The following is a 25,502-nucleotide window of genomic DNA, read 5'->3' on the forward strand; positions in this document are numbered from 1 at the left end:
GACCCTGGATTACCTGCTGATAAGATGGCAATCACGATTAGCAGAGTAAACCTTAGGTTGATAATCATGGCCATGGAATCGTTCAGCACACTGGAGTGCTTCATTCGCAGTGCCGAGGTGGGCAGTTTCGCCGAGGCGGCCCGACGCCTGTCCCTGACCCCGGCGGCCGTCGGCAAGAACGTCGCCCAACTGGAAGCACGATTGGGCGTGCGGCTGTTTCAGCGCAGCACGCGCAAGCTCACCCTGACCGAAGCAGGGCAGCGGTTTCTGGGCGAGGTCAGCGACAGCTTTCGCACCATCCAGTACGCCATGGCTAACCTGGCCAGCGCCGAAGGCCAGCCGGCCGGGGCCTTGCGGGTGAGCATGGGCACGGTGTTCGGGCGCCTGTACGTATTGCCATTGCTGGGAGAGTTTTTGCAGCGATACCCGGCGATCATCCCGGATTGGCACTTCGACAACCGCCAGGTCGATCTCATAGGTCAAGGTTTCGATGCAGCCATCGGCGGCGGCTTCGAGCTGCCGCCGGGCGTGGTGGCGCGCAAACTGACGCCTGCGCATCGGGTGCTGGTGGCTGCACCTGACTACTTGCAACGCCACGGGCCGATCGAGGCACCTGAGGCGTTGCCGCGCCATACCGGTATTCTCATCCGTTCGCCCCAGACCGGCCGCGTGCGTTCCTGGCCGCTGACCAGCCGCTGGCAGGAACAGCGGCCTTTGCAACTGCACCAGGCGATGACCATGAGCGATTCGGACGCCGCCTGTGTGGTGGCCGAGCAGGGATTGGGCATTGCCTTGGTCAGCCTGCCGTTCGCAGTGCCCTATCTGGTGGCCGGGCGTTTGCGTAGAGTGCTGCCGGATTGGTACGTCGACGATGGGCATATCAGCTTGTACTACGCCGAGCACAAGCTGCTGCCGGGCAAGACCCGGGCGTTCATCGATTTTGTGGTGCAGCGGTTTGCCGAACAGGGGTTGGCGAGGCGGTTCAATGCTCTGGAAACGCTGTAGATTTGCGGGTTTGGCGTGGGTGGATTCACCCCGCGGATGGGCCCGCTCAGACCACCTCGACTACCACCTGAACCTGAGCCACGCCGGCCACCACCAAGCTCACTTCGTCATCGACCTTCTTGCCCAGCAACTGCTGCCCCAAGGGCGAGCGCGGGGTGATGACCGTTACCTGTCCATCCCCTGCCTCGATCTTGAGCCCGGCGGCCTCGGGACCTAGGAACAGCAGACGTTGCTCACCGCTTTCGTCTTCCAGGGTGACAAGGTTGCTGATCTGGATACCGCGCGCCGGATCATAGTCGCGTAGCAGCAACTGCTGGTACGCCAGCAGCGACTGGCGGATCTCGGCTGTGCGTCGGGCCTGGCCGGTGGCGAGGTACGAGGCCTCGAGACTCAGGGTGTCGTATTTGTTCTCGGCGATGTTCTCCTCAGCGGTAGCCGCTTCGTAGGCGGTCTGGGCCGCACGACGGAGCACATCCTCATCGCGTGCGAGGGTCTCGACGATACGGGCGAGCAGGGCAGTCTTGTCCATGGTCAGTAGCAGAATTCCAGCACGTTGGCCTGGCTCTTGTCGGTGGGGGCGGTGCGGTTCTGCTGCAGCCAGAACTGGCACTTGGGGTTGTTCAGGTTGCGCGGGTTGCCCTGTGCGGCATCGGCGGCCTGGCGGGCCTGTTGCTCCTGCAGGATCACCTTGTAGCGTTCGAACATCTCGGCCTGGGCATCGGCGGGCTGGGCGGGTGCTGGCGCAGCGGGGTAGAGGGCCGGTGCAACGGTCTGGGCCACCGGTTGCACCTGCTGCGGCCACCACCGCCAGGCCAGCCATAGGCTCAGGGCGATGGCCACGGCGCCGAGCCATAGGCCAAAGGCCACGCAGAGGATCAGCTGCGCAGGCTTGAGGGTAATCTTCAGTTCGCGGTGACGGGGCATGAGGGCCTCCTGGCAGGCAGTTCTTGGCCTGCATTGTCGCATGGCGGCGGTCGATATTTTCAGCTTCGCGCTTTCGTCTGCGACAATTTATCCGCAGAATCCGCGGTTTTTCCGCGCGGTGTGGGGAGTGGGCATGAAAGCCACCTGGGACATCTTCTGCACAGTCGTGGACAACTACGGCGATATCGGCGTGACTTGGCGCCTGGCCCGGCAACTGGTGGCCGAACAGGGCCTGGCCGTACGCCTGTGGGTGGATGATTTGACCGCGTTCGTGCGCTTGTGTCCGCAAGCTGATGCCGGTGCCTCGCAGCAATGGCAGGCAGGTGTCGACGTGCGGCACTGGCCGGCTCCGTGGCAGCCGGTGGAGCCCGCCGATGTGGTGATCGGCGCCTTTGGTTGCCGGCTGCCTGCGGACTACGTCGAGGCCCTGCGGCTGCGCCCCCGGCCTGCGTTGTGGCTGAACCTCGAATACCTCAGCGCCGAAGACTGGGTGGAGGGCTGCCACGGGTTGCCTTCGCCACAGGCCAATGGCCTGCGGACGGTGTTTTTCTTCCCAGGCTTCACCGACAAGACCGGCGGCTTGCTGCGCGAGGGCTCGCTGCTGGCTCGGCGTGAGGCCTTCGAGGCGGATCCAGCGGCACGCCGGGCGTTTCTCCAGCGCCTGGGTGTGCAGGTGGAGGATGGCACTCGGTTGATCTCGCTGTTCGCCTACGAGAACGCGCAACTGGGGAACTGGCTCGAGGCGCTGGCCGAGGATGCCCAACCCAGCCACCTGCTGGTGCCAGAGGGACGCATCCTGGCCGATGTGCGTCGTTGGCTCGACGCGCCAACCCTGGGCATTGGCGATGTGCGGCGCAGAGGCGCGTTGACCGTGCAGATCCTGCCTTTCGTCAGCCAGGATGACTACGACCGGTTGCTCTGGGCTTGCGACTTCAATGCCGTGCGTGGCGAAGATTCGTTCGTGCGCGCCCAGTGGGCCGGCCGGCCCATGCTGTGGCACATCTATGTCCAGGAAGAGAACGCCCATTGGGAAAAACTCGAGGCGTTTCTCGCACTTTATCGCCAAGGCCTATCAGAAAAAGCAGGGGATGCGCTGGTCGATCTTTGGCGTGCCTGGAACAAGGATCAGGACATGGGCGCCGCCTGGCGCGGGGCGCTTGGGCACTGGCCGGAGCTCGTGGCCCATGCCCGCCAATGGAGCGCCGCACAGGCCGCTCGGCCGGACCTTGCCACGACGCTGGTACAGTTTTACCGAAATTGGCTATGATACGCGGCCTCGATTTTTATAAATCCATCCAGATTCGGATACTTCGTAATGAAAACTGGTAAAGAACTGAAACCCGGTACCGTACTGCGGATCGACAACGACCCGTGGCTGGTACAGAAAGCCGAATTCACCAAGTCCGGTCGCAACAGCGCGATCATGAAGACCAAGCTCAAGAACCTGCTGACCGGCTACAAGACTGAAACCGTCTACTTCGCCGACGACAAGCTGGACGACGTGATCCTCGATCGCAAGGAAGTCACCCTGTCCTTCATCAGCGGTGATGCCTACACCTTCATGGACACCACCGACTACACCATGTACGAACTGAACGCCGAAGACATCGACGCCGTTCTGCCGTACATCGAAGAAGGCATGCAGGACGTCTGCGCCCTGACCATGTACGAAGAGAAAGTCGTATCGGTCGAACTGCCGACCACTATCAGCCGTCAGGTCACCTACACCGAGAACGCCGCCCGTGGCGACACCTCGGGCAAGGTCATGAAGCCGGCCAAACTGGCCAACGGCACCGAAATTCAGGTTGCCGACTTCATCGAGATCGACGAGTGGATCGACATCGACACTCGCGACGGCAGCTTCAAGGGCCGTTCCAAGAAGTAATCCTTCTTGCGATCGCAAAAAACCCGGCCTCGGCCGGGTTTTTTTATGCCACTGCAAAATCTTCATGTGATGCCTGGCAGTGCCTTTTACGGGGATGAACCCGCTCCCAGGAGGACACCGTGGCCCTGTAGGGGCGGGTGTCTCGCGAAGAGGCTCAGACGGTCACATGCAGCCTGACATCCACATTGTTGCGGGTGGCGTTGGAGTAAGGGCACACGTGGTGCGCCTTCTCGACCAGGTCCTCGGCTTCGGCCTGGGCCAGGCCTGGCAGGTTGATGTGCAGATCGATGTCCAGACCGAACCCGCCGGGGATCTGGCCGATGCCGACCTTGGCCGTGATCGAGCTGTCTGCTGGCAGTTGCTTCTTGGCCTGGCCTGCGACGAACTTCAAGGCGCCGATGAAGCAGGCCGAGTAGCCGGCGGCGAACATCTGCTCAGGGTTGGTGCCTTCGCCGCCTGCGCCGCCCAATTCCTTGGGAGTGCTCAGTTTGACCTCGAGCTTGCCGTCGCTGGAGCGGGATTTACCATCGCGACCGCCGGTGGAGGTTGCTTCAGCGATGTACAGGGGAGTGACCTTTTGCATCTTGAGCCTCGCTTGTGTGCTGTGCGCCATGGCGCTGGGGTGGGTACGGGACTTAAATTAGCGCTCAATTATTTTGCGCGCAAGATAAATTTGCCACCGCTCATCGGAACGGCTCTACCAGCATAGCCCTCAGAGGTTTTTTTGCAGGCTGGCGCGCAACTCCAACAGGTCGGCTTGCAGTTGTTGCAGACGTTCGACGCTACGCCCGCTGGCTTGCAGGATGCACGGGGGTACGCGCTTGGCCTCGTTCTGCAGGGCGCGGCCCTTGTCGGTCAGTTCTACCAGTACCACCCGTTCATCCTCACGGCTGCGGGTGCGCTTGAGCAGGCCTTCGCTTTCCAGGCGTTTGAGCAAGGGTGTGAGAGAACCGGGATCGGTGAGCAGGCGTTGGCTGATCTCGCCCACGGTCAGGCCGTCCTGCTCCCAGAGCACGAGCATGGCCAGGTACTGCGGATAAGTCAGGCCCAAGGCTTGCAACAGGGGCTTGTAGACCTTGGTCATCAGCAACGAGGTGGAGTGCAGGGCGAAACAGACCTGGTTGTCCAGCAGCAGCTCGTCGCAGGGGGCTTTGGTGGTGGCGTTCATGCAGGTCCTTCAATGAGTTCAAGGTGAAAATCTAGCACGCTGATGGTTAGCGCGCTTACTACCCGCGCAGTTCGCTGCGCAGGGCCAAGTCCCATGGTGGTATCGGGCTGAATCGGCTCTTGAGGAATTCGAGCAGCAAGCGACTGCGAGAGTTCGTTTCATGTGCCAGGCGCATTGCATAGATGCCGCTGCTTTCTGCTGGCGGCAGGCCGTTGTCGCAGAACAACGGCACCAGTTCACCCCGCAGCAGGTAGTCGCTGATCAACCACGTGGGCAGGTGCGCGATGCCGAGCCCGGCCAGGGCGCCGAACAGCAGGGTTTCGGCATTGTTGGCTGCCATGCGCATGCGCGCGGGGCGGTACAGGCGTGCCTGGCCATCTACCGTGAAGCGCCAGGCGAAGGGGGGAGCCAGTCCGTCCCAGTCCAGGCCGTGGTGCTCCGGCAGTTCGCTGGGGCAGGCCGGTACGCCGCGGCTGGCCAGGTAGGCGGGGCTGGCACAGGCAATGCGCACCATGTACGCCAGGGGTGTGGCCACCAGGCGGGTGTCGGCCAGGGGGCCTGCACGCAGTACCAGGTCGACCTCTCCCAGGTGGCTGCCGTGCAGGTCGACGAAGCTGTCGATCAAGCGCAGTTGGACATCCAGGCCCGGGTAGGCCGCCAGGAAATCGGCAATCGCTGGGGCCAGGTGGCGACGCCCGAAGGCAGCCGGGGCATCGACGCGGATCAGGCCTTCCGGCGCGCTGCTCAAGGACACCGCTTCGGCCCGCGCCAGGCGCAGCTCCTCGATGATGCGCCTGGCACGTTCGGCGAAAGCCTTGCCGGCGGGCGTGGCTCGAACGGCGTGGGTGCTACGGTCGAACAGGCGGCTGCCCACCGCCTGTTCGAGATTGTCGATGCGCCGCGCCACGGCCGAAGGCGTCAGCGGGTGACGCCGGGCGGCGGCGGAAAAACTGCCGGTTTCCAGTACATCGAGGAACAGGCTCAGTTGTTCGGTGAGAATATCGGGGCTCATGGTGGCTCTGCTTGTGCGAATAACGCAAAGCCATTGTGCGCTGCTGTGCGTTTCCCTGCCAGGCATCAATCGCTAGCATGCGGACATCGTTGAATGTGGATGAGGCCCTGATGATCGAGTGGTTGATAAACATAGCGTTGGGCGCGGCCCTGGGTACCCTGGGTGGTCTGTTCGGCATCGGTGGCGGTCTGATCGCCATTCCGGCCCTTGGAGTGCTGTTCGGCCTCGACCAGCAACTGGCCCAGGGCACGGCCTTGGTCATGGTGGTGCCGAACGTGTTGCTGGCGCTGTGGCGCTATCACCAGCGCAACCGCATCGAACTGCGCCACGCGCTGCCGTTGGCGGCGTGCAGCTTTTTGTTCGCTTGGCTTGGGTCGATCTGGGCGGTGGGCATCGACGCCCATTCCATGCGCCTGGGCTTCGTGGGCTTTCTGGTGGCGCTGGCGGTGTGGAATGTGGCGCGGATGTTCCTACCGGTCGCCCCGCCGAGCACCGAGCTGCGCTACCCCTGGCCGTGGCTGGGCGTGCTGGGCAGTTTTGCCGGTGCCATGGGCGGGTTGTTCGGGGTAGGCGGGGCAGTGGTGGCCACGCCGATCCTGACCAGCGTATTCGGCGCCACACAAGTTGTGGCGCAAGGGTTGTCCCTGGCCTTGGCCGCGCCCAGCACACTGGTGACACTGGTCACTTACGGCGTGCACGGGAGTGTTGACTGGCACGCGGGTATCGCGCTGGCCATCGGGGGCCTGCTCAGCATCAGCTGGGGAGTGAAGCTCGCCCACGCGCTCCCGGAAAAAGTACTGCGTACGCTGTTCTGTGCCTTCCTGGTGGTCTGTGCGGTGATGCTGGCGTACGAGCTGTAGTTGCCGGCCTTACTTGAATCCTTCCACGATGTAATCGGCCATGCAGTCGGTGATGGGCGACTGATGCTGGGTATTTCGCAGCAGCATCACGTTGGCCAAGGGCAGTTGCGGCAGGCCTTCCTGCTCACCGAGGGTGCGCAGGTTGCCGCTGATCAGGCTCTGCAGTTGCGCTGTCACCGCCAAGCCAGCGGTGACGATGGCGAAGATCGCCGCGAGGCTGGGGCTTGTGTAGGCGATGCGGTAGTCGATGCCTTGGCTTTCCAGGGCATTGCAGGTCCAGGCGCGGCAGAAGCAATCGGTGTTGAACAAGGCCAGAGGCATGGGCCGCTGCTCTTGCGGGCAAAAGCCCTGGGCTGCGGCCCAGACCAGCCGCTCCTGGCGCAGCAATTGGCCAATCTCGTTGCCAGGCTCGCGGGTGACGATGGTCAGGTCCAGATCCTGGCGCAGCATCAGTTGCTTGGACGAGTCGCAGTGCACCTCCACCTGGATCAGCGGATACGCCTGGGCGAAGCTTGAAAGAATGGTAGGCAGAAAGCGCATGGCGTAGTCGTCCGGCGTGCCGATGCGCACCACGCCGACCATGTGCGGCATGCGCAGGGTGTTGAACACCTCGCCCTGCAGCTTGAGGATGCGCCGGGCATAGCCGAGCAGGACCTGGCCTTCGGCGGTCAGGCGGACTTGGCGGCCGTCGCGCTCGAACAGCTGGCGTTGGAGGATGTCTTCTTCCAAGCGTTTCATCTGCATGCTCACCGCCGACTGGGTGCGGTTGACCACCTCGCCGGCGCGGGTGAAGCCGCCTTGCTCGGCAATTGCAACGAAGGTGCGCAGGACATCCGAATCCAGGTTCTGGTACTGGGACATTGCATCAATCTCCGAGATGCATGGCATCAGAAACATTCGTTGGATTGATCTTAAGCCTGGCGAGAGACTGAAGCCATCTTCACGGAGGGCTTCAAGATGAAAGGTCAGATCACTTCCCTGTACGTCAAACCTGCCTTTTCGATCACCCATCTGGGAGAGGCCGCACTGGCGCGGATCCTTCGCTGGTATCAGCTGTACCGTCAGCGCCGCGAGCTGCTGAGCCTGAGCGATGCGACCTTGCATGACCTGGGGTTGAGCCGGGCGGATATCCAGCAGGAGGCCGAGCGGCCATTCTGGGATGACCCACTGCGCAAATGACCGGGTGTTGCGGTGGTTTTTTGCGGGTTAACCCGCTCCTACAAGGGTATTGCCACCCTTGCGGTAGCGGGTTTACCCGCGAAGCCGCGACGCGATGCGCCCTTAGCGACGCACTTGCTTGAGCGTTTCGGCAATCAGGAAGGCCAGTTCCAGCGACTGATCAGCGTTGAGCCGTGGATCGCAATGGGTGTGGTAGCGATCCGACAAGCCATCCTCGGTGATCGGGCGCGCTCCGCCAATGCACTCGGTGACGTTCTGTCCGGTCATCTCGATGTGGATACCGCCGGCATACGAGCCTTCGGCCTGGTGCACCTGGAAGAACTGGCGCACCTCATCGAGAATCTGCGCGAAATCCCGCGTCTTGTAGCCGCTGCTGGCCTTGATGGTATTGCCGTGCATCGGGTCGGAGCTCCACAGCACTTTGCGACCTTCGCGCTCGACGGTGCGGATCAGCCCGGGCAGGTGATCGCCTACCTTGCCGGCGCCCATGCGCACGATCAGGTTCAGGCGGCCGGGGTCGTTGGCCGGGTTGAGGGTGTCGATCAGGCGGATCAGTTCCTCAGGGTTCATGCTCGGGCCGACCTTGACCCCGATCGGGTTGTGCACCCCGCGCAGGAACTCCACATGTGCGCCATCCAATTGCCGGGTACGGTCGCCGATCCACAGCATGTGCGCCGAGCAGTCGTAGTAGTCGCCGGTCAGGCTGTCGCTGCGCACGAAGGCTTCCTCGTAGTTGAGCAGCAAGGCTTCGTGGGCGGTGAAGAAGCTGGTTTCGCGCAATTGCGGCGCGCTATCCAGGCCGCAGGCACGCATGAAGGCCAGGGTTTCGTCGATCCGTCCGGCCAGTTGGTGGTATTTCTCCGACAGCGCCGAGTTGGCGATGAAGTCCAGATTCCATTTGTGCACCTGGTGCAGGTCGGCAAAGCCGCCCTGGGCGAACGCGCGCAATAGGTTCAGGCTGGCGGTGGCCTGGTGGTAGGCCTGCAGCAGGCGCTCGGGGTCCGGAACGCGGCTTTGCTCATCGAAACCGATGCCGTTGACGATGTCGCCCCGGTAGGCCGGCAGTGTCACCTGACCGATGGTCTCATCGCCTGCGGAGCGCGGCTTGGCGAATTGCCCGGCCATACGCCCGACCTTCACCACCGGGCAGCCGGCGGCGAAGGTCATGACGATCGCCATCTGCAGCAATACCTTGAAGGTGTCACGGATCTTGGCTGCCGAGAATTCGGCGAAGCTTTCGGCGCAGTCGCCACCCTGAAGCAGAAACGCCCGGCCCTCAGTCACCTCGGCGAACTGCCGGCGCAGCTCCCGGGCCTCACCGGCGAACACCAGGGGCGGGTAACTGGCCAGGGTCTGCTCGACCTTGAGCAGGTGCGCAGCATCGGGGTAGGTCGGTTGCTGCTGGATCGGCAGGGCGCGCCAGCTATCGGGACTCCAGGGTCGGTTCATCACAGGCTCGGTGTTGTCGGCTATAGGCATGATCGCCATGGTATCAGTTGGCGACGCGCTTGTTGCACCGGGGGCATTGGCGGAGAATGTCGGCTTTTGCGCGCACAGGTGTCGGTCATGGGGACGGAGCGGGAAGAGCGGTTGTTGGCCCGGGTCGAGGACGCCTTCGGGGTCATCAGCGTCTATGAAGTGGACGACTACCGCTTCCTGGAGTTTGGCGATGCCATCGAGCAAAGCTGCACGTTTACCGCCGACCCCAGCTGGCTGGAGTACGACTACACTCGCGCCATGCTGGTAGGCGCACTGTGCCATGAGCAGCCCGAGAGCGCGTTGTTCCTCGGCTTGGGGGCCGGCACCCTGACCCAGGCGTGTTTGAAGTTCCTGCCCTTGGACGATGTCGAAGCCATCGAGCTGCGGCCGGATGTGCCGCGCCTGGCCATGGAGTACATGGGCCTTGACGATGATCCGCGGCTGTACGTGCGGGTTGGCGATGCCCTGGAACTGCTGCCGACCGCCGAAAAGGCCGATCTGCTGTTCGTCGACCTGTATACCGACCACGGGCCGGGCGTCGGTCATCTGGCATGGGGCTTTTTGGAAAACTGCCAGAAGCAGCTAAACCCTGGCGGCTGGCTGGTGATCAACCAGTGGGCTGGCGATGATGGCAGGCCGCTGGGCGCGGCCTTGCTGCGTGGGCTGTACCATCGCCATTACTGGGAACTGCCGGTGAAGGAGGGCAACGTCATCCTGCTGGTACCGGCCGATCTCGAGCAAGTACTGGACCTGGACGGCGTGGGTGAGCGCGCCGCGGCCCTGGCGCCGCGTCTTGGGTATTCGCTGGAGTATCTGATCAAGGCGATCCGGCCCGCGACCTGACGGTTGACGAGCGTCTGGGAGGCGTCGCTTTCCATCGAGGCTGTAGAAACGATTCAGCGGCGACGACGCGATAGCGGCAAGGTGGCCCTCTCCACTGAAAAAAATCTCACGGTCGGGCACGGATTCGGGTATAGTACGCGCCGGTCTTTTAGCGGACCTCAAAATCAGGTGGTGCAAACCCTCCGAGTCCAGCTTCGGCTGCACGTCCGCTAGGCGGACCTCCCCAAGACGTTCCTTTTTCAATCGTTTTCGCAAATCCCCGCCGCCAAAGCTGCCTGGGTGACCTTTTGGTCTTTCAAGGCATGTGCAGCTTTGGAGCATGGGTCTTTGCGGATGCACATAGAGGCAGACCCATGACCCAGGAAACCGGCGGATTCGCCGCTCTCGATCTTCATCCGAACATCGTTGCCGCCGTGCTGGCCACAGGCTATGAAGAGCCATCGGCCATCCAGCAACAATCGATCCCGATCATCCTCGCCGGTCACGACATGATCGGCCAGGCGCAGACTGGCACCGGCAAGACCGCTGCCTTCGCCCTGCCGATCCTCAACAAGATCGATGTGAGCAAGCGCGAACCGCAAGCCCTGATCCTAGCGCCAACCCGCGAGCTGGCGCTGCAAGTAGCCACCGCCTTCGAAACCTACGCCAAGCAGATGCCTGGCGTGAACGTGGTGGCTGTCTACGGTGGTGCCCCGATGGGCCCACAACTGCGCGCCATTCGTAACGGCGCACAGATCGTCGTCGCCACCCCGGGTCGCCTGTGCGACCATCTGCGCCGCGACGAGAAAGTCCTGTCCACCGTCCAGTACCTGGTACTCGACGAGGCAGACGAAATGCTCAAGCTCGGCTTCATGGACGACCTGGAAGTCATCTTCAAGGCCATCCCGGAGTCGCGCCAGACCGTACTGTTCTCCGCCACCCTGCCGTCTTCGATCCGCTCCATCGCCGAGCGTCACCTGCGTGAACCGAAGCACGTCAAGATCCAGAGCAAGACCCAGACCGTCACCGCGATCGACCAGGCCCACCTGATGGTCCATGCCGACCAGAAGATTCCGGCTGTGCTGCGTCTGCTGGAAGTGGAAGAGTTCGACGCGCTGATCGCCTTCGTACGGACCAAGCAAGCCACCCTGGACCTGGCCGCCGCGCTGGAAGCCAAGGGCTACAAGGCCGCCGCGCTGAACGGCGACATCGCCCAGAACCAGCGTGAACGTGTCATCGACTCGCTCAAGGATGGCCGCCTGGACATCGTCGTCGCGACCGATGTCGCCGCCCGAGGCCTGGACGTACCGCGCATCACCCACGTGTTCAACGTCGACATGCCGTACGACCCGGAGTCCTACGTGCACCGTATCGGCCGTACCGGTCGTGCCGGTCGCGATGGTCGCGCACTGCTGCTGGTCACCCCACGTGAGCGTCGCATGCTGCAGGTCATCGAGCGCGTGACCGGGCAGAAGGTCGCTGAAGCCCGCCTGCCGAACCCGCAGGCCGTGCTCGATGCACGTATCAAGAAGCTGACCGCAAGCCTGGCACCGATGGTTGCCGAGGCAGAAGCCAGCCATGGCGAGCTGTTCGACCGCCTGACCGCAGACCTGGGCTGCAGCCCGCGTGCCCTGGCTTCGGCCCTGCTGCGCAAGGCCACCAACGGCCAAGCCTTGGACCTGGCTTCGGTCGAGCGTGAGCAGCCTCTGGTGCCGACCTTCACCCCGCGTGAGCGCGGCGAGCGTTCCGATCGCGGTGAGCGCAGCGAGCGTGGTGATCGCGAGCGCCGTGCGCCAATGCCGCTGGCCGAAGGCCGCGTGCGTTGCCGTACCGCCCTCGGTGCCCGTGATGGCATCGCCGCCAAGAACCTGCTCGGCGCGATCCTCAACGAAGGTGGCCTGGCGCGTGACGCCATCGGCCGTATCCAGGTACGTGACAGCTTCAGCTTGATCGAGCTGCCTGAAGACGGCCTGGAGCGTCTGCTGTCCAAGCTCAAGGACACCCGTGTGGCTGGCAAGCAGCTGAAGCTGCGCCGCTACCGCGAGGATTGATCCTGGCGCAATGAAAAAATCCCCGGCCTAGGTCGGGGATTTTTTTTGTCGGTGCATTGGCGTGATGGGCTGTACAGGGTCGCACAGGCCTGGGACGTGAAACGTTCCTCAGTCGAACCGATAGATGTCCATCCCAAGCGCCCCAAAGGTGAATCCTTGATGGACGACACCAAACCGCTCGCCAGCCCCTAGGGCAAAGAACAACGGCAACAGGTGTTCGTCGCTGGGGTGATTGCGCACGGCAAATGGCGCCTGTTGTCGGTAGTCGAGCAGCGCCTGCCGGTCATTCTGTGTCAGCTTTTCCACTACCCAGTCCCGAAACGCCAGCGCCCACGGCTCGATCACATCCGGCCCGGCGTGCCAGTCTAGCTCGCTCAGGTTGTGAGTAATGCTGCCGGAGCCGATCAGCAGTACGCCTTCGGCGCGCAACCCGGCAAGCGCTTCGCCAACTTTGAGCTGCAGGGCTGGGCCAAGTTGGCTGGGCAACGACACCTGGATGACGGGAATGCTGGCATCCGGATACATCAGCGACAGCGGCACCCAGGCGCCGTGGTCGAAGGGGCGGTGGGTATCCAGGCGGGTGGGCAGGCCTGCTGCCGTCAGGCGGTCGCTCACCTGTCGGGCCAGTTCCGGCTCACCGGGGGCGGGGTATTGCACGGCATACAGCGCGGCAGGAAACCCATGAAAGTCATGCCAGGTTTGTGGCTGTGGATTGCCCGTCACCAGCAACTCGCGGCTCTCCCAGTGCGCCGATACCACGATGATCGCCTTCGCAAGCGCCAGGTCATTGGCCAGCTTGGACAATGCGGGCCCGCTGGTGCCGGGTTGCAAGGCGAGCATGGGCGAACCATGGGAAATGAACAGGCTGGGCAGCATGGAGATGTCCTGGCGGGTAAGATGCGTTCATCTTCGATCAGTTACTGATCGATATCCAATATAAGTTTTCAGCGCATTTCATCGAAAAACCGGGAGGAAGCATGGAGCCGGCGTTCTGGCACAAGCGATGGGCGGACAATCAGATCGGCTTTCATCAGGCGCAGGTCAATCTTTATCTGCAAACCTATTGGCCTGCATTAGGCCTGGCGCAGGCTAGCCGCGTGCTGGTGCCCTTGTGTGGCAAGAGCCTGGACCTGGCCTGGCTGGCGGGGCAGGGGCATCAGGTTCTGGGCGTGGAGCTGTCCCGGCGTGCAGTAGAGGACTTTTTCAACGAACACGGCTTGGCGCCGCAGGTGACCCAGCAGGGCGCCTTCGAAGTATGGCGCAGCGGTGATGTGGAACTGTGGTGCGGGGATTTCTTTGCGCTGACGGCGCAGGATGTGGGCGATTGCGTCGGCCTGTATGACCGTGCGGCGGTCATTGCCTTGCCCCCTGCCATGCGCGAACGTTACCTGGCGTTGCTGTCGCGGCTGTTGCCGGATGCCTGCAAGGGCCTGATGGTGACGCTCGATTACGATCAGGCACGGCTCGACGGGCCGCCGTTTTCGGTAACGGATGACGAGGTACGGACTGGGTTCGCTGGCTGGCGGGTGGAAACGCTCGAAGAGCGGGAGATCATTCAGGAGAGCCCAAAATTCGAACAGGCCGGAATCACGAGTCTGATCGAGCGGGTATATCGACTGGTGCGCTGAACGAGCGTCCAGCGTGCACGAAAAAGGGCGACCGAAGTCGCCCTTTTTCGTGCGCTTGGATCAACCGCGGCGGCGCAGCGCCTCGATGCGGTCTTCCAGTGGCGGGTGGCTCATCAGCAGGCCCGCCAGGCCGTGCTTGAGGCCACCATTGATGCCGAACGCCTTCAAGGTGTCGGGCATGTGCACAGGCATACCTTGCTCCACGCGCAGGCGCTGCAGGGCGCCGATCATCGCGCCGGTGCCGGCCAGCTGGGCGCCGGCTTCGTCGGCACGGTATTCGCGGCGGCGCGAGAACCACATGACGATCATGCTGGCCAGGATACCCAGGATCAGCTCGGCGACGATGGTCGCCACATAGTAGGCGATGCCTTGGCCTTCTTCGTTCTTGAAGATCACCTTGTCAACGAAGTTGCCGATGATGCGGGCGAAGAACATCACGAAGGTGTTCACCACGCCTTGCACCAGCGCCAGGGTGACCATGTCACCGTTGGCCACGTGGCCGATTTCATGGGCCAGCACGGCACGCACTTCATCAGGCGAGAAGCGCTCGAGCAAGCCCTGGGATACGGCCACCAGAGCGTCGTTGCGGTTCCAGCCGGTGGCGAAGGCGTTGGCTTCGTAGGCTGGGAAGATACCCACTTCCGGCATCTTGATGCCGGCCTCGCGGGACAGTTCCTCGACCGTCTGCAGCAGCCACTGTTCGTGGCGGGTGCGAGGTTGGCTGATGATCTGGGTGCCGGTGGTCATCTTCGCCATCCACTTGGAGATGAACAGCGAGACCAGCGAGCCGGCGAAGCCGAACACGGCGCAGAAGACCAGCAGTTGGCTGAGATTGAGGTCAACGCCGTTGGCCGCCATGAACCCGTTGAAGCCGAACAGGCTCAGGGTAATGCTTGCAACCAGCACCACCGCGAGGTTGGTGGCTACAAACAACAGAATGCGCATCATGGTTGTTACGTTCTCCTGACGGATGAAAATGTCGCGTACTGCGGGCTATATAAGGGGCGGGTCACACTGATTCAACCGGCCGACTATTTCAAACTGTGTACGGCGGAGTATGGCAGAGGATAGGGCGTGGGCTGTGGGATAGAGCGTTGCAGGATGTAAGAACTCTCCTGCAGAAAACGCTCCATGACGGCGCTGCGAATCATCGAGGACTATCGCCGACACCGAAGGCAGTCGGGCGACGGCGATAGCCTGGGAAGGGACACAGTCCCCCTCCGATAGCTTACTGCTGGTAGGTGCGCAGGAAGTTGCCGATCCGTCCGATGGCCTGCTCCAGATCGTCCACCCGTGGCAAGGTCACCACGCGGAAGTGGTCCGGCCAAGGCCAGTTGAAGGCCGTGCCCTGGACGATCAGCAGTTTTTCCGACAACAGCAGGTCGAGGACGAACTTTTCGTCATTGTGGATCGGACAGACTTTCGGGTCGATCTTGGGGAAGGCGTACAGCGCGCCCATGGGCTTGACGCAGCTCACCCCGGGAATGTCGTTGAGCAACTCGTAGGTGCGGTTGCGCTGCTCGAGCAGGCGGCCTGGCGGCAGCACCAGGTCGTTGATGCTCTGATAGCCGCCCAGGGCAGTCTGGATCGCGTGCTGGGCCGGCACGTTGGCGCACAGACGCATGTTGGCCAGCATGTCGATGCCTTCGATGTAACTCTGGGCGTGCTGCTTGGGCCCGGAGATGATCAGCCAGCCGGAGCGGAAGCCCGCCACCCGGTACGACTTGGACAGGCCGTTGAAGGTCAGGCAAAGCAGGTCCGGGGCCAGCGACGCGGTGCTGATGTGCACGGCTTCGTCGTAGAGGATCTTGTCGTAGATCTCGTCGGAGAACACCACCAGGTTGTGCTGGCGGGCCAGCTCCAGCATGCCCAGCAGCAGTTCCTTGGAGTACACAGCGCCGGTCGGGTTGTTCGGGTTGATGATCACCAGGGCCTTGGTGTTCGGGGTGATCTTGGCCTTGATGTCTTCCAGGTCCGGGAACCAGTCGGCCTGTTCGTCACACAGGTAGTGCACAGGCTTGCCGCCCGCCAGGCTGACGGCGGCGGTCCACAGCGGGTAGTCCGGGGCCGGGATCAGCACTTCATCGCCGTTGTTGAGCAGTGCCTGCATGGACATCACGATCAGCTCGGACACGCCGTTGCCGAGGTAGATGTCCTCGATGCCCACACCCTCGATCTGCTTTTGCTGGCAGTACTGCATGACCGCCTTACGCGCGCTGAACAAGCCTTTGGAGTCGCTGTAGCCCTGGGCGGTGGGCAGGTTGCGGATCACATCCTGGAGGATCTCGTCCGGCGCCTCGAAGCCAAACGGCGCCGGGTTGCCGATGTTCAGCTTGAGGATGCGATGGCCTTCCTCTTCCAGGCGTTTGGCGTGCTTGAGCACTGGGCCGCGAATGTCGTAGCAGACATTGGCGAGCTTGTTCGATTTGCTGAACTGCATGATGTGATCCCGATTGAGAAGTCGCGGCGCGCCGCCGTCAAAAGGTTTGAAAAGGGCGGAGTGCATGCCAGACTGGCTGGCAAAAGAAGCCAATTAATATACGTGTCACCCCCGCCATAAAGAAAGACGGCGCGAGTGAAATTCAGCCTGCCGAGGTTCCCCCATGCAAAAGATCGACAAAACCCTGGAAGAATGGCGCCAGATGCTGGATCCGGCCCAGTATGAGGTGTGCCGTTTGAAGGGCACCGAGCGCCCCTTCAGTGGCAAGTACAACAGCGAGCGTCGCGATGGCATCTACCACTGCATCTGCTGCGACCTGCCATTGTTCGACTCGCGAGCCAAGTTCGACTCCGGCTGCGGTTGGCCCAGTTTCTACGAGCCGATCGAGCAGAGCGCCATGATCGAGATACGCGACACCTCCCACGGCATGATCCGTACCGAAGTCACCTGCGCGCGTTGCGATGCCCACCTGGGCCACGTGTTCCCCGATGGCCCGCCACCGACCGGCCTGCGCTACTGCATCAACTCAGTGTGCCTGGACCTCAAGCCGCGTGACTGACCGGAGACCTGCGATGGCCGATACGCTGAAGAACATCCGCTGCGTCACCTTGAAGGGCGAGCAAAAGGTGCTGGGCGACTTTCCGGGCAAGGCGCTGCTGGTGGTCAACACCGCCAGCCAGTGTGGTTTCACGCCCCAGTACAAGGGCCTGGAGCAGCTGTGGAAGCAATACCGCGAACGCGGGCTGGTGGTCCTCGGGTTCCCCTGCAATCAGTTTGGCAAGCAGGAGCCCGGGGATGCCTTGGACATCGCGCAGTTCTGCGAGCGCAACTTCGGTGTGAGCTTCCCGTTGTTTCGCAAGATCGAGGTCAATGGCCCGGATGCCCATCCCTTGTTCGTCGAGCTGAAAAAGCGCGCACCCGGCATCCTGGGCACGCAGCGGATCAAGTGGAATTTCACCAAGTTCCTGGTCGACCCTGCCAGCGGCAAGGTTACCCGCTACGCCCCCAACACCAAGCCTGAGGCGCTCAAGGCGTCGATCGAGGCCTTGCTCAGCCGCTGATCGGCACCCAGTGGTCGACCAACGCCAGCAACTCCTCGCGACGAAACGGCTTGGCCAGGTAATCGTTCATGCCGGCGGCGCGGCAACGCTCGCGCTCCTCGGGCATGGCGTTGGCGGTCAAGGCAACGATCGGCAGTGCTGGCCATCGCCCGTCCTGGCGGATGCGCCGGGTGGCCTCGTAGCCGTCCATCACCGGCATGTTGCAGTCCATCAGCACCATGTCCACCGTCTCCTGCTCCAATTGCGCCAGGGCCTCGGCGCCTTGGGTGGCGAGCAGCACCTGGCAACCGAGTTTGACCAGCATGCCTTTGGCCACCAGTTGGTTGACCGGGTTGTCCTCTACCAGCAGGACGCGAGCCCGTATTGGCTGGTGCTGGGCCTGCAGGTGGCGCCGGGGGACGTCGGCCTCGACACCCTCCAATGCGCGGCGCAGCGTCTGATACAGGGTGTTGCGTGCCAGGGGGCGCGCCAGTTGCAGCAGGGGGGCCAGTTGCGTGGCGTGCTCCTGGGTGAGGAAGTTGCCATACGCAGTCACCAGCAGAATCGGCGCCTGCAGGCAGGAGCGCAAGGTGTCCAGGTGGGCCACATCGTCGGTGATTACCAAGTCGGGCGTGGCGTCGGCGGCCTGCGCTGCATCATCGAAGCCGTGATAGGACAGTCCCCAGCCAGGCAGCAGCTTGTGCAACAGTTCGGTCAGGCCACTGGCGGCGTTGCTCAGAACGACGACGCGCCCATGCAAAGGGGCGGGCGGGATGGCTTCGGTGTGCGCGAGCAGCGGCAGCTCAGCCGTGAAGCGGCTGCCAAAGCCTGCCTCGGAGTCGATGTGCAAGTGACCTTGCATGGCCTTGCACAGGTTGCGGGTCAGGGCAAGGCCTAGCCCCGTGCCGCCGTACTGGCGGGTGATGCCGGCGCCGGCTTGGGTGAAGGGCTGGAAGATGCGCGCTTGGGCCTGTTCTGGGATGCCGATGCCGGTGTCGCACACTTCCAGGCGTACGCCCCCGACGATCGGCGTCAGGCGCACATCGACCCGGCCAAAGCGGGTGAATTTGAGAGCGTTGGACAGCAAATTACTCACAATCTGCCGTACCCGGGTCGGGTCGCCCAGCACCGTGCTGGGAAAGTCGGGGCTGATCAGGCAGGTCAGTTCGACGTTGGCTGCCGCGTTCTGCGACAGCAGATTGGCGGTGTCCTCGACCATCGCGCCCATGTCGAAGGGGATGCGCTCAAGCTCCAGTTGCCCGGCATCGAATTTGGACAGGTCGAGAATATCGTTGAGCAGTTCTACCAACACCTTGCCCGAGTCGTGTGCGATGGATAGCTGCTGGCGTTGTTCGGCGGCCAGCGGGCTGTCCAAGGCTAGGGAAATCATGCCGAGCATGCCGTTGAGCGGCGTGCGGATTTCATGGCTCATGTTGGCCAGGAATGCGGCTCTGGCCTGGGCCATGTCCAATGCCTGTTGGCGGGCGTGCTCCAGCTCTTGGTTGGACTGGCTGAGGCGGTTGTTGCTGGCCTTGAGCTCGTCGGTACGGGCCGAGACGATATCCTCCAGTTCGTTCAGGTACTCGGTCAGGCGGTTTTCGGCATTGCGGCGTTGCTGGATCTCGGTGGACATGCTGACGAACTGCTGGTTGGCGACTTTGACCAGCACGCCGATCTCATCCTGTTCATGGCCATGGGGGCATGTCAGGCGTCCTTGGTGGGGATGGCGCGGGTCGCTACTGCTCAGAGCGGCGATCACCGTTACCAGCGGCTTGGTCAGCATCATATAGAACAACGCCAGGAGAATGCCGGCCAGCACCAGGCTGCGGGCGAAACCACTGACCAAGGTGACGCCTGCGCGGTCCAGAAAGCGACCGCCAAAGGCATAGGTGTCGATGTCCAGATACAAAGTGCCGAGGTATTCATTGGGCAGGCTGGACAGAAACAAGCGTTCCTGAAACTGGCGCTGTTCGCCAAACAGGAAATCGCTCAGTGGCCGGTAGCGGTCTTCCTGGCGAGGGCGGCTGGCGTCGGCCAGCACGGTGTCGTTGTTGTCGACCAGGCGCGCGCGGATCACCGCCGGCGATTGCAGCAGGCCACCGATCAGCTCTTGGGCAAGCTCTGCGTCGATGTTGTAAGTGATGCGCGACAGCGGATCGTGGCTGATTTGCAGCAGCGCCTGCACCTCGCGGTTGATGGACGCGTCTTCGCTGGCATAATCGATGCCGATCTGCACGAGGCTGAGCAGCGCCCCCAAGATGAAGCCGACCATGACTGTCAACCGGGCTTGCTTGTATGACAGGCGATTGGTGAACTTGATATCCATGGAGTCCGAGCCGGTTTACGTCCCTTGCGCTGCGCAAGCATAGTCGATACAGCCAAGCTGCTCGCGTTGGTGTCAGGTTCTTTACCGCTCGATCATGGGCTTTGGCGGCACCTCTAGCCCGGGGGCGGCATCGTGCGAAGCCTTGGACAAACTCGTCGTGCGCCGGTCGTCCGGCTGCGGCATCCGTAATGGCCGTTGTGCCTATCAGTTCGCCCGGTATTGGTTCGGGCGGCAATTGTTGGAGCAGAAACAATGATCGACCTCAACGCCAGCGGCTCCGGCCTCGATGGCTACGACCTGCTGGCCGCGCAAGTGCAGGCGCTGTTTGCCGACGAACGCGACTTCATCGCCAATGCCGCGCAGTTTTCTGCGTTTCTCTATCATCAGATCGAGGACCTGAACTGGGCTGGCTTCTATCTCAACCGCGACGAGCAATTGGTGCTCGGCCCGTTCCAGGGCCAGGTGGCCTGCGTACGCATCCCCTTCGGCAAGGGTGTGTGCGGAGCGGCCGCGGCATCGCGTCAGACCCAGCGGGTCGAGGATGTGCATGTCTTCCCAGGCCACATCGCCTGTGACAGCGCATCCAATAGCGAGCTGGTGATTCCACTGGTGAAGGCGGGCAGGCTGATTGGTGTGCTGGACCTGGACAGCCCGAAGCTGGCGCGGTTCAGCGAGGCGGATCAAGCCGGGCTGGAACGCCTGACGGCGATTTTCCTTGAGTTGACAGACTGCTGAAAACGACAAGGGGCCTATGAAAGCCCCTTGTCTTTGCTGCGTTTTCTGTGGGAGCCGTTGCCTGGCCCCGTGGCGGTGCCTTCACGGCTAAACCCGATCCTCCAGGATTTGCGCCGATTCTGTGGGAGCGGGTTTGTCCGTGCACACTGGCGTAGCGCGTTATCTGCTTCGCGCAACGAGCAGTTTGACGAAGTGGTCGCGAGGATCAGCCCTCAGTCGTAGAGCGCTTTCTTTTTCCAGTTTTCGCTTTCGTCGGTCTTCAGACCTTGGGTCAGCGCATTTTCGTCGTTTTCCGCAGGTTCCATCTTGTCCTTCACCAGTGCGTCGGCACGGGCCAGGAGCTTTTCCAGGTAGATGCGCTGTTCGTCGTATTGCTTGGGGTCCTGCTGTTTGCGCAGGTATTGCACACCCCGGTCGAAAGCCAGCCGCGCCTGACCGGGTTGGTTCTGCTGCAGGGCTTGCTGGCCCAGGTTGTTGAAGAACTCGATGTGCAGCAGGACCAACAGGTGGCGAATCTCCTTGACCCAATACTTGCCTTCATTGGTTTGCAGGAAACCTTCCTGAGTGGCGCGTACGATCTGGTTGTGCAACGACTCCAAGAGAAAACGCACTTCCTTGGCTTTGGCCTCGGTCTGGATCGGGCTGGGCGGGTTGTTGATCGCAATGCCGTCGCCTTGGGCAACGAGGCTTTCCAGCTCGCTGATACGTCCCTTGATCTCGGCGTTGTGCTTGTCCAGTGCCAATTGACGTTGATAAAGGTTGAGCTCCAGGCGGGTCAGCAGCACCTTGAGGGCTGGCGTCATGAGTTGCCGGGGGAAGGTTTCGCTGATTTCGCCGCAGCGACGCAGGCGTTCTGCCAGTTCTATTTTCAGGCGAGCGCGCTCAAGCTTGGCGTTTTCCACGACATTATTGAGGTAGCCGATCACGATCAGTAGCGCGATACCTGCCACGATGAGCAAGGTGATCAGAAGTGGTGTCACCGTTAACGCCTCGTCAAATAGATAATTTCCGACTTGAGTGTAGGAGAGTTCGCCTATGGCCGGGTAGGGCTATCCGACAGGATTGCGAATTGCTCTGCTAGCACTTTGCCACGAGCTTGCCGACCTGCTGTCAAAAAATCAACGCCAGCCGTTGGGCGCATCATGCCTGTTGTCTTTCTAAAGCCGGAAGTCATTGATTTAAATAAATTTCCAGAAAGGGGTTGACGCCCCCTCAAGGCATCCATAGAATGCGCGCCACTTGCAGCGTAAAGCTCACAGCAAAGCGCGGCAGGGAGTGAAAAGTTGTAGTGTGTGTCCCCTTCGTCTAGTGGCCTAGGACACCGCCCTTTCACGGCGGTAACAGGGGTTCGAGTCCCCTAGGGGACGCCAATGCGGGAATAGCTCAGTTGGTAGAGCACGACCTTGCCAAGGTCGGGGTCGCGAGTTCGAGTCTCGTTTCCCGCTCCAGTTTTCCTGAGTTCTGCCTCTGGCAGAGCTTGAAAATCCAGTCGCTGTCGAAAGGCATTGAGCTGGTGCGCTGAAAAGCGTTGGGTATGTCCCCTTCGTCTAGTGGCCTAGGACACCGCCCTTTCACGGCGGTAACAGGGGTTCGAGTCCCCTAGGGGACGCCATTTGCGGGAATAGCTCAGTTGGTAGAGCACGACCTTGCCAAGGTCGGGGTCGCGAGTTCGAGTCTCGTTTCCCGCTCCAATTCAAAGCTGTATCGTCCATGGCGATGCAGTGGCGATGAAGGCCAGTACGGCGCTTCATGCCAAATAGCGGTTTGCTTCATATTTGCGGGAATAGCTCAGTTGGTAGAGCACGACCTTGCCAAGGTCGGGGTCGCGAGTTCGAGTCTCGTTTCCCGCTCCAAATCGAAAACGCCCTCTCAGACGAGAGGGCGTTTTTTTTTGCCGTTTCTGGCGTCGGCACCCGCGCTCCCGTTTTTTTTGGGGGCAGGGCAAGCCTGTGCTTGCCCTGCTGGGGCATCAATGCTTCGGTGTCTGTTCAGGCAGGCTCAGCAGTTGCTTTTGCTGGTTCCAGTCGAAGGCTTCACCGTTCTGTTCGGCTTCGTAGCGCAGGTCTTCGAGTTGCTGGTACACGGCCAGTTCTTCATCGGGCATGAAGTGCAGGCAGTCGCCGCCGAAGAACCAAAGCAGGTCCCGTGGTACCAGGTGGGCAATCTGAGGGTAGCGCTGGATTACCTGACAAATCAGGTCTTGGCCCAGGTACTGGCTTTCCAGTGGATCCTGCGGCAGCAGGGTGAGCAGTTCATCGAAGCGTTCGAGGAACAGGGCGTGGCTCTCTTCCGGCACCTGCTCGGCTTCACCCAGGGCGACCAGAATGGTGCGCAGGTGCTGAAGCAGTTGCAGGTGATACTCCAGGTGCGGGTTGGCCATGGAAAGGGTCCTCGGTATGGCTGAAACGGGGGCGGAGTATACGCCGGTTGCGCGGGCTGTGCTGAGCGTGTCAGCACAACCCGATCGCCAGGAGTCAGCGTATCGCGTCTTTGATCGGGCGCAGCGCCTCCTTGTCGAATGCGTCCACATCGATCACCCGTCGCCGAGCTGCCTGCGCCTCATGCAAGCGCTGCCCCTCGGCAGCTTGCAGTACGCCAGCCTCGACGGCAGCGTCTAGCGCTGACTGCCCAGGTGCGGGATGGACCTTGCCGTGCCTGATCGCCTCGTGCAGCGCCTTGTGCAGAGGGGCGCACTCTGCCAATAGGTCGCTGGCCCGTTGCAAGGCTGCCACCGGGTCGGCTTCTGCCTGCGGACGGAAGCAGCCGCTCAGCAGCTCTTCAAGCGCAGGGTCTCCCTTGCGCCGCCCAATCAACTCCGCCACCTCGGCATCCAATTCATCGCTTGGCCCGGTGTGGCGACGTCCCAGAGGGAAGACCAGCACACGCAAGGCGCAACCGACGAAGCGGTTAGGGAAATTGTCGAGCAGGCGATCCAGTGCGGCCTCCGACTGGCCCAGGCTTTCCTCCAGGGCCCAGCGCAGCAATGGTTGCAGGTGCTCCGGTGAGCCCAAGTCGTGGTAGCGCTTGAGAGACGCCGAAGCCAGGTACAGATAGCTCAATACATCGCCGAGGCGCGCACTGAGGCGTTCCCGGCGTTTGAGTGCACCGCCGAGCATCATCATCGACAGGTCCGCCAGCAGTGCAAATGCCGCAGCTTGTCGGTTCAGCGCGCGGAAATAGCCTTGGCTGAGGGCATCACCTGGTACCTGCTCGAAGCGACCCAGGCCGAGCCCCAGTACCAGGGTGCTGGCGGCATTGCCGGCGGCGAAGAGGATATGTTTCATCAACAAGTCATCGAACTCGGCGAGCGCCTGCTCGTGGTCCTCGCGCCCGGCAAGGGCCATTTCCTCGAGCACGAACGGATGGCAGCGGATCGCGCCCTGACCGAAGATCATCAAATTGCGTGAAAGAATGTTGGCCCCTTCGACGGTGATGGAGATCGGTGCGCCCATCCAGTTGCGTGCCAGGTAATTATTCGGGCCCAGGATGATGCCTTTGCCACCATGTACATCCATGGCGTGCTGGATGCATTCGCGACCTCGCTCGGTGAGGTGGTACTTGAGAATCGCCGACAGCACCGAGGGTTTTTCGCCGAGGTCGACGGCCTGGGCGGTCAGTATCCGGGCGCTGTCGGCCAGCCACGCGTTGCCGCCAATGCGGGCCAGGGAGGCTTGGATGCCTTCGAAGGCGGCCAAGGGAACATTGAACTGTTCGCGAATGCGTGCGTACTGACCGGTCACCAGGCTGCTGTACTTGGCTGCACCTGTGCCTCCCGCGGGCAGGGAAATGGAACGGCCCACGGACAGGCAGTTCATCAGCATCATCCAGCCTTTGCCGAGCATGTCCTTGCCGCCGATCAGGTAATCCAGCGGTATGAAGACATCTTTGCCGCTGTTGGGGCCATTCATGAAGGCCGCGCCCAGCGGGAAGTGGCGCCTGCCGATTTCGACACCCGGTGTATCGGTGGGCACCAGCGCCAGGCTGATGCCCAGATCCTGCGTGTCGCCCAGCAGGTGCTCCGGGTCATAGGCCTTGAAGGCCAGGCCCAGCAGTGTCGCGATCGGACCAAGGGTGATATAGCGCTTCTCCCAGTTCAAGCGCAGGCCGATCACTTCTTCACCTTGCCATTGGCCTTTGCAGATCACGCCGGTGTCTGGCATGGCGCTCGCGTCCGAGCCGGCCAGTGGGCCGGTGAGGGCGAAGCAGGGGATTTCCTCGCCGCGAGCCAGGCGAGGCAGATAATGATTGCGTTGTTCCTCAGTGCCGTAGTGCAACAGCAGCTCGGCCGGGCCCAGGGAGTTGGGCACCATCACCGTCGAGGCCAGGTCGGCGCTACGGGTAGCCAGTTTCATCACGATTTGAGAGTGGGCATAGGCCGAGAAACCTTTGCCGCCGTATGCTTTGGGGATTATCAGAGCGAAGAAGCCATGGGCCTTGATATGCGTCCACGCTTCTGCTGGCAGGTCCAGGTCCTGACTGATCTGCCAGTCGCTGACCATGGCGCAGAGGGCCTCGGTGGGGCCGTCGATGAAGGCCTGTTCTTCGTCGGTCAGCGTGGCTGCCGGATAGTCGAGCAGGACATTCCAGTCGGGGCGGCCGCTGAACAGTTGGCCATCCCACCAGACCGTGCCGGCGTCGATGGCCTCGCGTTCGGTTCGTGACATCGGCGGCAGCGTGCGCCGGAACCATTGGAACACAGGGGTCGTGAACAACTTGCGCCGCCATTGCGGCAATACCAAAAATGCGGTCTTGAAGGCCAATACCAGCCAGATCAATGCCAGCAGCCAGGCAGGGGCGTGCCCCCAGATGCCCATCAGTAACACATATACCGCGACGGCCCCCAGGATCTTCAGGGGGGCCAGGCGCCGATGCGTGAGGTACGCCGCACCGATCACCAACACCACCAACCACAGCAGCAACATAATCCTTCCTCCATGGAACATTGGGT

The 25,502-nt window shown here is 62.2% G+C and carries 24 protein-coding genes, 5 tRNA genes and 2 pseudogenes; 17 read left to right on the top strand and 14 right to left on the bottom strand.

All coding sequences use genetic code 11. From position 1 onward, the window contains the following. Window positions 1–66 precede the first annotated feature (66 nt). Window positions 67–1,005, top strand: a complete 939-nt coding sequence (locus tag BLS27_RS06360; protein WP_090343755.1) for a LysR family transcriptional regulator — start codon at window positions 67–69, stop codon at window positions 1,003–1,005. A 46-nt stretch (window positions 1,006–1,051) separates the two neighbouring features. Here BLS27_RS06360 and BLS27_RS06365 read toward each other — a convergent pair whose 3' ends face one another. Further along, entirely contained in the window at window positions 1,052–1,534 is a 483-nt protein-coding gene (locus BLS27_RS06365; protein ID WP_090343757.1) for a GreA/GreB family elongation factor, read from the bottom strand. A 2-nt stretch (window positions 1,535–1,536) separates the two neighbouring features. Beyond that, on the bottom strand, window positions 1,537–1,929 hold the full coding sequence (locus tag BLS27_RS06370) for a hypothetical protein (RefSeq protein WP_043209823.1): 393 nt from the start codon (window positions 1,927–1,929) through the stop codon (window positions 1,537–1,539). 133 nt (window positions 1,930–2,062) lie between these two features. On the opposite strand from BLS27_RS06370, the gene earP reads away from it, so the two are divergent. Continuing rightward, window positions 2,063–3,196, top strand: a complete 1,134-nt coding sequence (gene earP / locus BLS27_RS06375) for an elongation factor P maturation arginine rhamnosyltransferase EarP (protein ID WP_090343759.1) — start codon at window positions 2,063–2,065, stop codon at window positions 3,194–3,196. A gap of 48 nt (window positions 3,197–3,244) precedes the next feature. Continuing rightward, window positions 3,245–3,814: an elongation factor P gene (gene efp, locus BLS27_RS06380; protein ID WP_043209827.1), complete on the top strand. Its 570-nt coding sequence runs from the start codon at window positions 3,245–3,247 to the stop codon at window positions 3,812–3,814. A 154-nt stretch (window positions 3,815–3,968) separates the two neighbouring features. On the opposite strand, the gene BLS27_RS06385 is transcribed toward efp, so the two are convergent. From BLS27_RS06385 to BLS27_RS06395, 3 genes are all read right to left on the bottom strand, one after another. Beyond that, window positions 3,969–4,397 carry an organic hydroperoxide resistance protein gene (locus tag BLS27_RS06385; RefSeq protein ID WP_043209829.1) on the bottom strand — a complete coding sequence of 143 codons (429 nt, stop codon included), beginning with the start codon at window positions 4,395–4,397 and terminating at the stop codon, window positions 3,969–3,971. 129 nt (window positions 4,398–4,526) lie between these two features. Beyond that, entirely contained in the window at window positions 4,527–4,982 is a 456-nt protein-coding gene (locus BLS27_RS06390; RefSeq protein ID WP_043209831.1) for a MarR family winged helix-turn-helix transcriptional regulator, read from the bottom strand. Between the two features lie 58 nt (window positions 4,983–5,040). After that, window positions 5,041–5,994, bottom strand: coding sequence for a LysR family transcriptional regulator (locus tag BLS27_RS06395; protein ID WP_043209832.1), 954 nt, complete (start codon window positions 5,992–5,994; stop codon window positions 5,041–5,043). A 110-nt stretch (window positions 5,995–6,104) separates the two neighbouring features. Here BLS27_RS06395 and BLS27_RS06400 point away from each other — a divergent pair, with 110 nt between their 5' ends. Beyond that, entirely contained in the window at window positions 6,105–6,854 is a 750-nt protein-coding gene (locus tag BLS27_RS06400; protein WP_090343761.1) for a sulfite exporter TauE/SafE family protein, read from the top strand. Between the two features lie 9 nt (window positions 6,855–6,863). On the opposite strand, the gene BLS27_RS06405 is transcribed toward BLS27_RS06400, so the two are convergent. Then, the gene (locus tag BLS27_RS06405) at window positions 6,864–7,715 is read right to left on the bottom strand and encodes a LysR substrate-binding domain-containing protein (protein WP_052352446.1); all 852 of its coding nucleotides are present in this window, start codon (window positions 7,713–7,715) and stop codon (window positions 6,864–6,866) included. 96 nt (window positions 7,716–7,811) lie between these two features. Between BLS27_RS06405 and BLS27_RS06410 the strand changes: the two genes are divergently transcribed. Beyond that, entirely contained in the window at window positions 7,812–8,033 is a 222-nt protein-coding gene (locus BLS27_RS06410) for a DUF1127 domain-containing protein (protein ID WP_043209839.1), read from the top strand. A gap of 102 nt (window positions 8,034–8,135) precedes the next feature. On the opposite strand, the gene BLS27_RS06415 is transcribed toward BLS27_RS06410, so the two are convergent. Next, window positions 8,136–9,482: a class II 3-deoxy-7-phosphoheptulonate synthase gene (locus BLS27_RS06415; protein WP_043209841.1), complete on the bottom strand. Its 1,347-nt coding sequence runs from the start codon at window positions 9,480–9,482 to the stop codon at window positions 8,136–8,138. 117 nt (window positions 9,483–9,599) lie between these two features. On the opposite strand from BLS27_RS06415, the gene BLS27_RS06420 reads away from it, so the two are divergent. Continuing rightward, window positions 9,600–10,355, top strand: a complete 756-nt coding sequence (locus BLS27_RS06420) for a spermidine synthase (RefSeq protein ID WP_043209843.1) — start codon at window positions 9,600–9,602, stop codon at window positions 10,353–10,355. A 353-nt stretch (window positions 10,356–10,708) separates the two neighbouring features. Continuing rightward, complete coding sequence (locus BLS27_RS06430; RefSeq protein WP_043209845.1) at window positions 10,709–12,385, top strand: DEAD/DEAH box helicase; 1,677 nt, start codon at window positions 10,709–10,711, stop codon at window positions 12,383–12,385. 108 nt (window positions 12,386–12,493) lie between these two features. Here the strand turns inward: BLS27_RS06430 and BLS27_RS06435 are convergent, their stop codons facing one another. After that, on the bottom strand, window positions 12,494–13,261 hold the full coding sequence (locus BLS27_RS06435; RefSeq protein WP_090343763.1) for a DODA-type extradiol aromatic ring-opening family dioxygenase: 768 nt from the start codon (window positions 13,259–13,261) through the stop codon (window positions 12,494–12,496). Between the two features lie 101 nt (window positions 13,262–13,362). On the opposite strand from BLS27_RS06435, the gene BLS27_RS06440 reads away from it, so the two are divergent. Next, window positions 13,363–14,013, top strand: coding sequence for a thiopurine S-methyltransferase (locus BLS27_RS06440; RefSeq protein WP_043209850.1), 651 nt, complete (start codon window positions 13,363–13,365; stop codon window positions 14,011–14,013). A 60-nt stretch (window positions 14,014–14,073) separates the two neighbouring features. Here the strand turns inward: BLS27_RS06440 and htpX are convergent, their stop codons facing one another. Together htpX and BLS27_RS06450 are read right to left on the bottom strand one after the other, a co-directional pair. Continuing rightward, entirely contained in the window at window positions 14,074–14,961 is an 888-nt protein-coding gene (gene htpX / locus BLS27_RS06445) for a protease HtpX (RefSeq protein WP_043209852.1), read from the bottom strand. A gap of 280 nt (window positions 14,962–15,241) precedes the next feature. Further along, on the bottom strand, window positions 15,242–16,453 hold the full coding sequence (locus BLS27_RS06450) for a pyridoxal phosphate-dependent aminotransferase (RefSeq protein ID WP_043209854.1): 1,212 nt from the start codon (window positions 16,451–16,453) through the stop codon (window positions 15,242–15,244). 163 nt (window positions 16,454–16,616) lie between these two features. Between BLS27_RS06450 and msrB the strand changes: the two genes are divergently transcribed. Then, window positions 16,617–17,012 (top strand): peptide-methionine (R)-S-oxide reductase MsrB, encoded by a 396-nt coding sequence (gene msrB / locus BLS27_RS06455; protein WP_043209856.1) that lies wholly within the window; start codon window positions 16,617–16,619, stop codon window positions 17,010–17,012. A 13-nt stretch (window positions 17,013–17,025) separates the two neighbouring features. Next, window positions 17,026–17,514, top strand: a complete 489-nt coding sequence (locus BLS27_RS06460) for a glutathione peroxidase (protein WP_070573232.1) — start codon at window positions 17,026–17,028, stop codon at window positions 17,512–17,514. Here BLS27_RS06460 and BLS27_RS06465 read toward each other — a convergent pair. After that, a pseudogene (locus tag BLS27_RS06465) lies at window positions 17,504–19,860 on the bottom strand (response regulator). The gene BLS27_RS06460 and the pseudogene BLS27_RS06465 sit on opposite strands and share 11 nt — an antisense overlap. Window positions 19,861–19,955: 95 nt before the next feature. Between BLS27_RS06465 and BLS27_RS23595 the strand changes: the two are divergent. Beyond that, window positions 19,956–20,075, top strand: a pseudogene (locus BLS27_RS23595) (AAA family ATPase); the annotation flags it as partial. Then, window positions 20,072–20,554: a GAF domain-containing protein gene (locus BLS27_RS06470; RefSeq protein WP_090343767.1), complete on the top strand. Its 483-nt coding sequence runs from the start codon at window positions 20,072–20,074 to the stop codon at window positions 20,552–20,554. The pseudogene BLS27_RS23595 and the gene BLS27_RS06470, both read left to right, overlap by 4 nt. Window positions 20,555–20,766: 212 nt before the next feature. On the opposite strand, the gene BLS27_RS06475 is transcribed toward BLS27_RS06470, so the two are convergent. Further along, the gene (locus BLS27_RS06475) at window positions 20,767–21,534 is read right to left on the bottom strand and encodes a hypothetical protein (RefSeq protein WP_090343769.1); all 768 of its coding nucleotides are present in this window, start codon (window positions 21,532–21,534) and stop codon (window positions 20,767–20,769) included. 314 nt (window positions 21,535–21,848) lie between these two features. Between BLS27_RS06475 and BLS27_RS06480 the strand changes: the two genes are divergently transcribed. From BLS27_RS06480 to BLS27_RS06500, 5 genes are all read left to right on the top strand, one after another. Next, window positions 21,849–21,924, top strand: a tRNA-Glu gene (locus BLS27_RS06480). Between the two features lie 2 nt (window positions 21,925–21,926). Further along, window positions 21,927–22,002 (top strand) — tRNA-Gly (locus tag BLS27_RS06485). 88 nt (window positions 22,003–22,090) lie between these two features. Then, window positions 22,091–22,166: transfer RNA gene (locus BLS27_RS06490), tRNA-Glu, on the top strand. A 3-nt stretch (window positions 22,167–22,169) separates the two neighbouring features. Continuing rightward, a tRNA-Gly gene (locus BLS27_RS06495) sits at window positions 22,170–22,245 on the top strand. Window positions 22,246–22,331: 86 nt separating this feature from the next. Next, a tRNA-Gly gene (locus tag BLS27_RS06500) sits at window positions 22,332–22,407 on the top strand. A gap of 116 nt (window positions 22,408–22,523) precedes the next feature. Here BLS27_RS06500 and BLS27_RS06505 read toward each other — a convergent pair. Continuing rightward, complete coding sequence (locus tag BLS27_RS06505; RefSeq protein ID WP_043209867.1) at window positions 22,524–22,934, bottom strand: PA2817 family protein; 411 nt, start codon at window positions 22,932–22,934, stop codon at window positions 22,524–22,526. A 94-nt stretch (window positions 22,935–23,028) separates the two neighbouring features. Further along, window positions 23,029–25,476, bottom strand: coding sequence for an acyl-CoA dehydrogenase (locus tag BLS27_RS06510; protein ID WP_090343771.1), 2,448 nt, complete (start codon window positions 25,474–25,476; stop codon window positions 23,029–23,031). Window positions 25,477–25,502 lie beyond the last annotated feature (26 nt).

The sequence above is a fragment of the Pseudomonas guariconensis genome, assembly GCF_900102675.1.
In the GTDB taxonomy this organism is placed as follows: Bacteria; Pseudomonadota; Gammaproteobacteria; order Pseudomonadales; family Pseudomonadaceae; genus Aquipseudomonas; species Aquipseudomonas guariconensis.

What these genes read in the sequence shown, in the direction of transcription:
- BLS27_RS06360 (WP_090343755.1), top strand. Translation starts at nt 67, where the DNA reads ATGGCCATGGAATCGTTCAGCACACTGGAGTGCTTCATTCGCAGTGCC.
- BLS27_RS06365 (WP_090343757.1), bottom strand. Translation starts at nt 1,534, where the DNA reads ATGGACAAGACTGCCCTGCTCGCCCGTATCGTCGAGACCCTCGCACGC.
- BLS27_RS06370 (WP_043209823.1), bottom strand. Translation starts at nt 1,929, where the DNA reads ATGCCCCGTCACCGCGAACTGAAGATTACCCTCAAGCCTGCGCAGCTG.
- earP (WP_090343759.1), top strand. Translation starts at nt 2,063, where the DNA reads ATGAAAGCCACCTGGGACATCTTCTGCACAGTCGTGGACAACTACGGC.
- efp (WP_043209827.1), top strand. Translation starts at nt 3,245, where the DNA reads ATGAAAACTGGTAAAGAACTGAAACCCGGTACCGTACTGCGGATCGAC.
- BLS27_RS06385 (WP_043209829.1), bottom strand. Translation starts at nt 4,397, where the DNA reads ATGCAAAAGGTCACTCCCCTGTACATCGCTGAAGCAACCTCCACCGGC.
- BLS27_RS06390 (WP_043209831.1), bottom strand. Translation starts at nt 4,982, where the DNA reads ATGAACGCCACCACCAAAGCCCCCTGCGACGAGCTGCTGCTGGACAAC.
- BLS27_RS06395 (WP_043209832.1), bottom strand. Translation starts at nt 5,994, where the DNA reads ATGAGCCCCGATATTCTCACCGAACAACTGAGCCTGTTCCTCGATGTA.
- BLS27_RS06400 (WP_090343761.1), top strand. Translation starts at nt 6,105, where the DNA reads ATGATCGAGTGGTTGATAAACATAGCGTTGGGCGCGGCCCTGGGTACC.
- BLS27_RS06405 (WP_052352446.1), bottom strand. Translation starts at nt 7,715, where the DNA reads ATGTCCCAGTACCAGAACCTGGATTCGGATGTCCTGCGCACCTTCGTT.
- BLS27_RS06410 (WP_043209839.1), top strand. Translation starts at nt 7,812, where the DNA reads ATGAAAGGTCAGATCACTTCCCTGTACGTCAAACCTGCCTTTTCGATC.
- BLS27_RS06415 (WP_043209841.1), bottom strand. Translation starts at nt 9,482, where the DNA reads ATGAACCGACCCTGGAGTCCCGATAGCTGGCGCGCCCTGCCGATCCAG.
- BLS27_RS06420 (WP_043209843.1), top strand. Translation starts at nt 9,600, where the DNA reads ATGGGGACGGAGCGGGAAGAGCGGTTGTTGGCCCGGGTCGAGGACGCC.
- BLS27_RS06430 (WP_043209845.1), top strand. Translation starts at nt 10,709, where the DNA reads ATGACCCAGGAAACCGGCGGATTCGCCGCTCTCGATCTTCATCCGAAC.
- BLS27_RS06435 (WP_090343763.1), bottom strand. Translation starts at nt 13,261, where the DNA reads ATGCTGCCCAGCCTGTTCATTTCCCATGGTTCGCCCATGCTCGCCTTG.
- BLS27_RS06440 (WP_043209850.1), top strand. Translation starts at nt 13,363, where the DNA reads ATGGAGCCGGCGTTCTGGCACAAGCGATGGGCGGACAATCAGATCGGC.
- htpX (WP_043209852.1), bottom strand. Translation starts at nt 14,961, where the DNA reads ATGATGCGCATTCTGTTGTTTGTAGCCACCAACCTCGCGGTGGTGCTG.
- BLS27_RS06450 (WP_043209854.1), bottom strand. Translation starts at nt 16,453, where the DNA reads ATGCAGTTCAGCAAATCGAACAAGCTCGCCAATGTCTGCTACGACATT.
- msrB (WP_043209856.1), top strand. Translation starts at nt 16,617, where the DNA reads ATGCAAAAGATCGACAAAACCCTGGAAGAATGGCGCCAGATGCTGGAT.
- BLS27_RS06460 (WP_070573232.1), top strand. Translation starts at nt 17,026, where the DNA reads ATGGCCGATACGCTGAAGAACATCCGCTGCGTCACCTTGAAGGGCGAG.
- BLS27_RS06470 (WP_090343767.1), top strand. Translation starts at nt 20,072, where the DNA reads ATGATCGACCTCAACGCCAGCGGCTCCGGCCTCGATGGCTACGACCTG.
- BLS27_RS06505 (WP_043209867.1), bottom strand. Translation starts at nt 22,934, where the DNA reads ATGGCCAACCCGCACCTGGAGTATCACCTGCAACTGCTTCAGCACCTG.
- BLS27_RS06510 (WP_090343771.1), bottom strand. Translation starts at nt 25,476, where the DNA reads ATGTTGCTGCTGTGGTTGGTGGTGTTGGTGATCGGTGCGGCGTACCTC.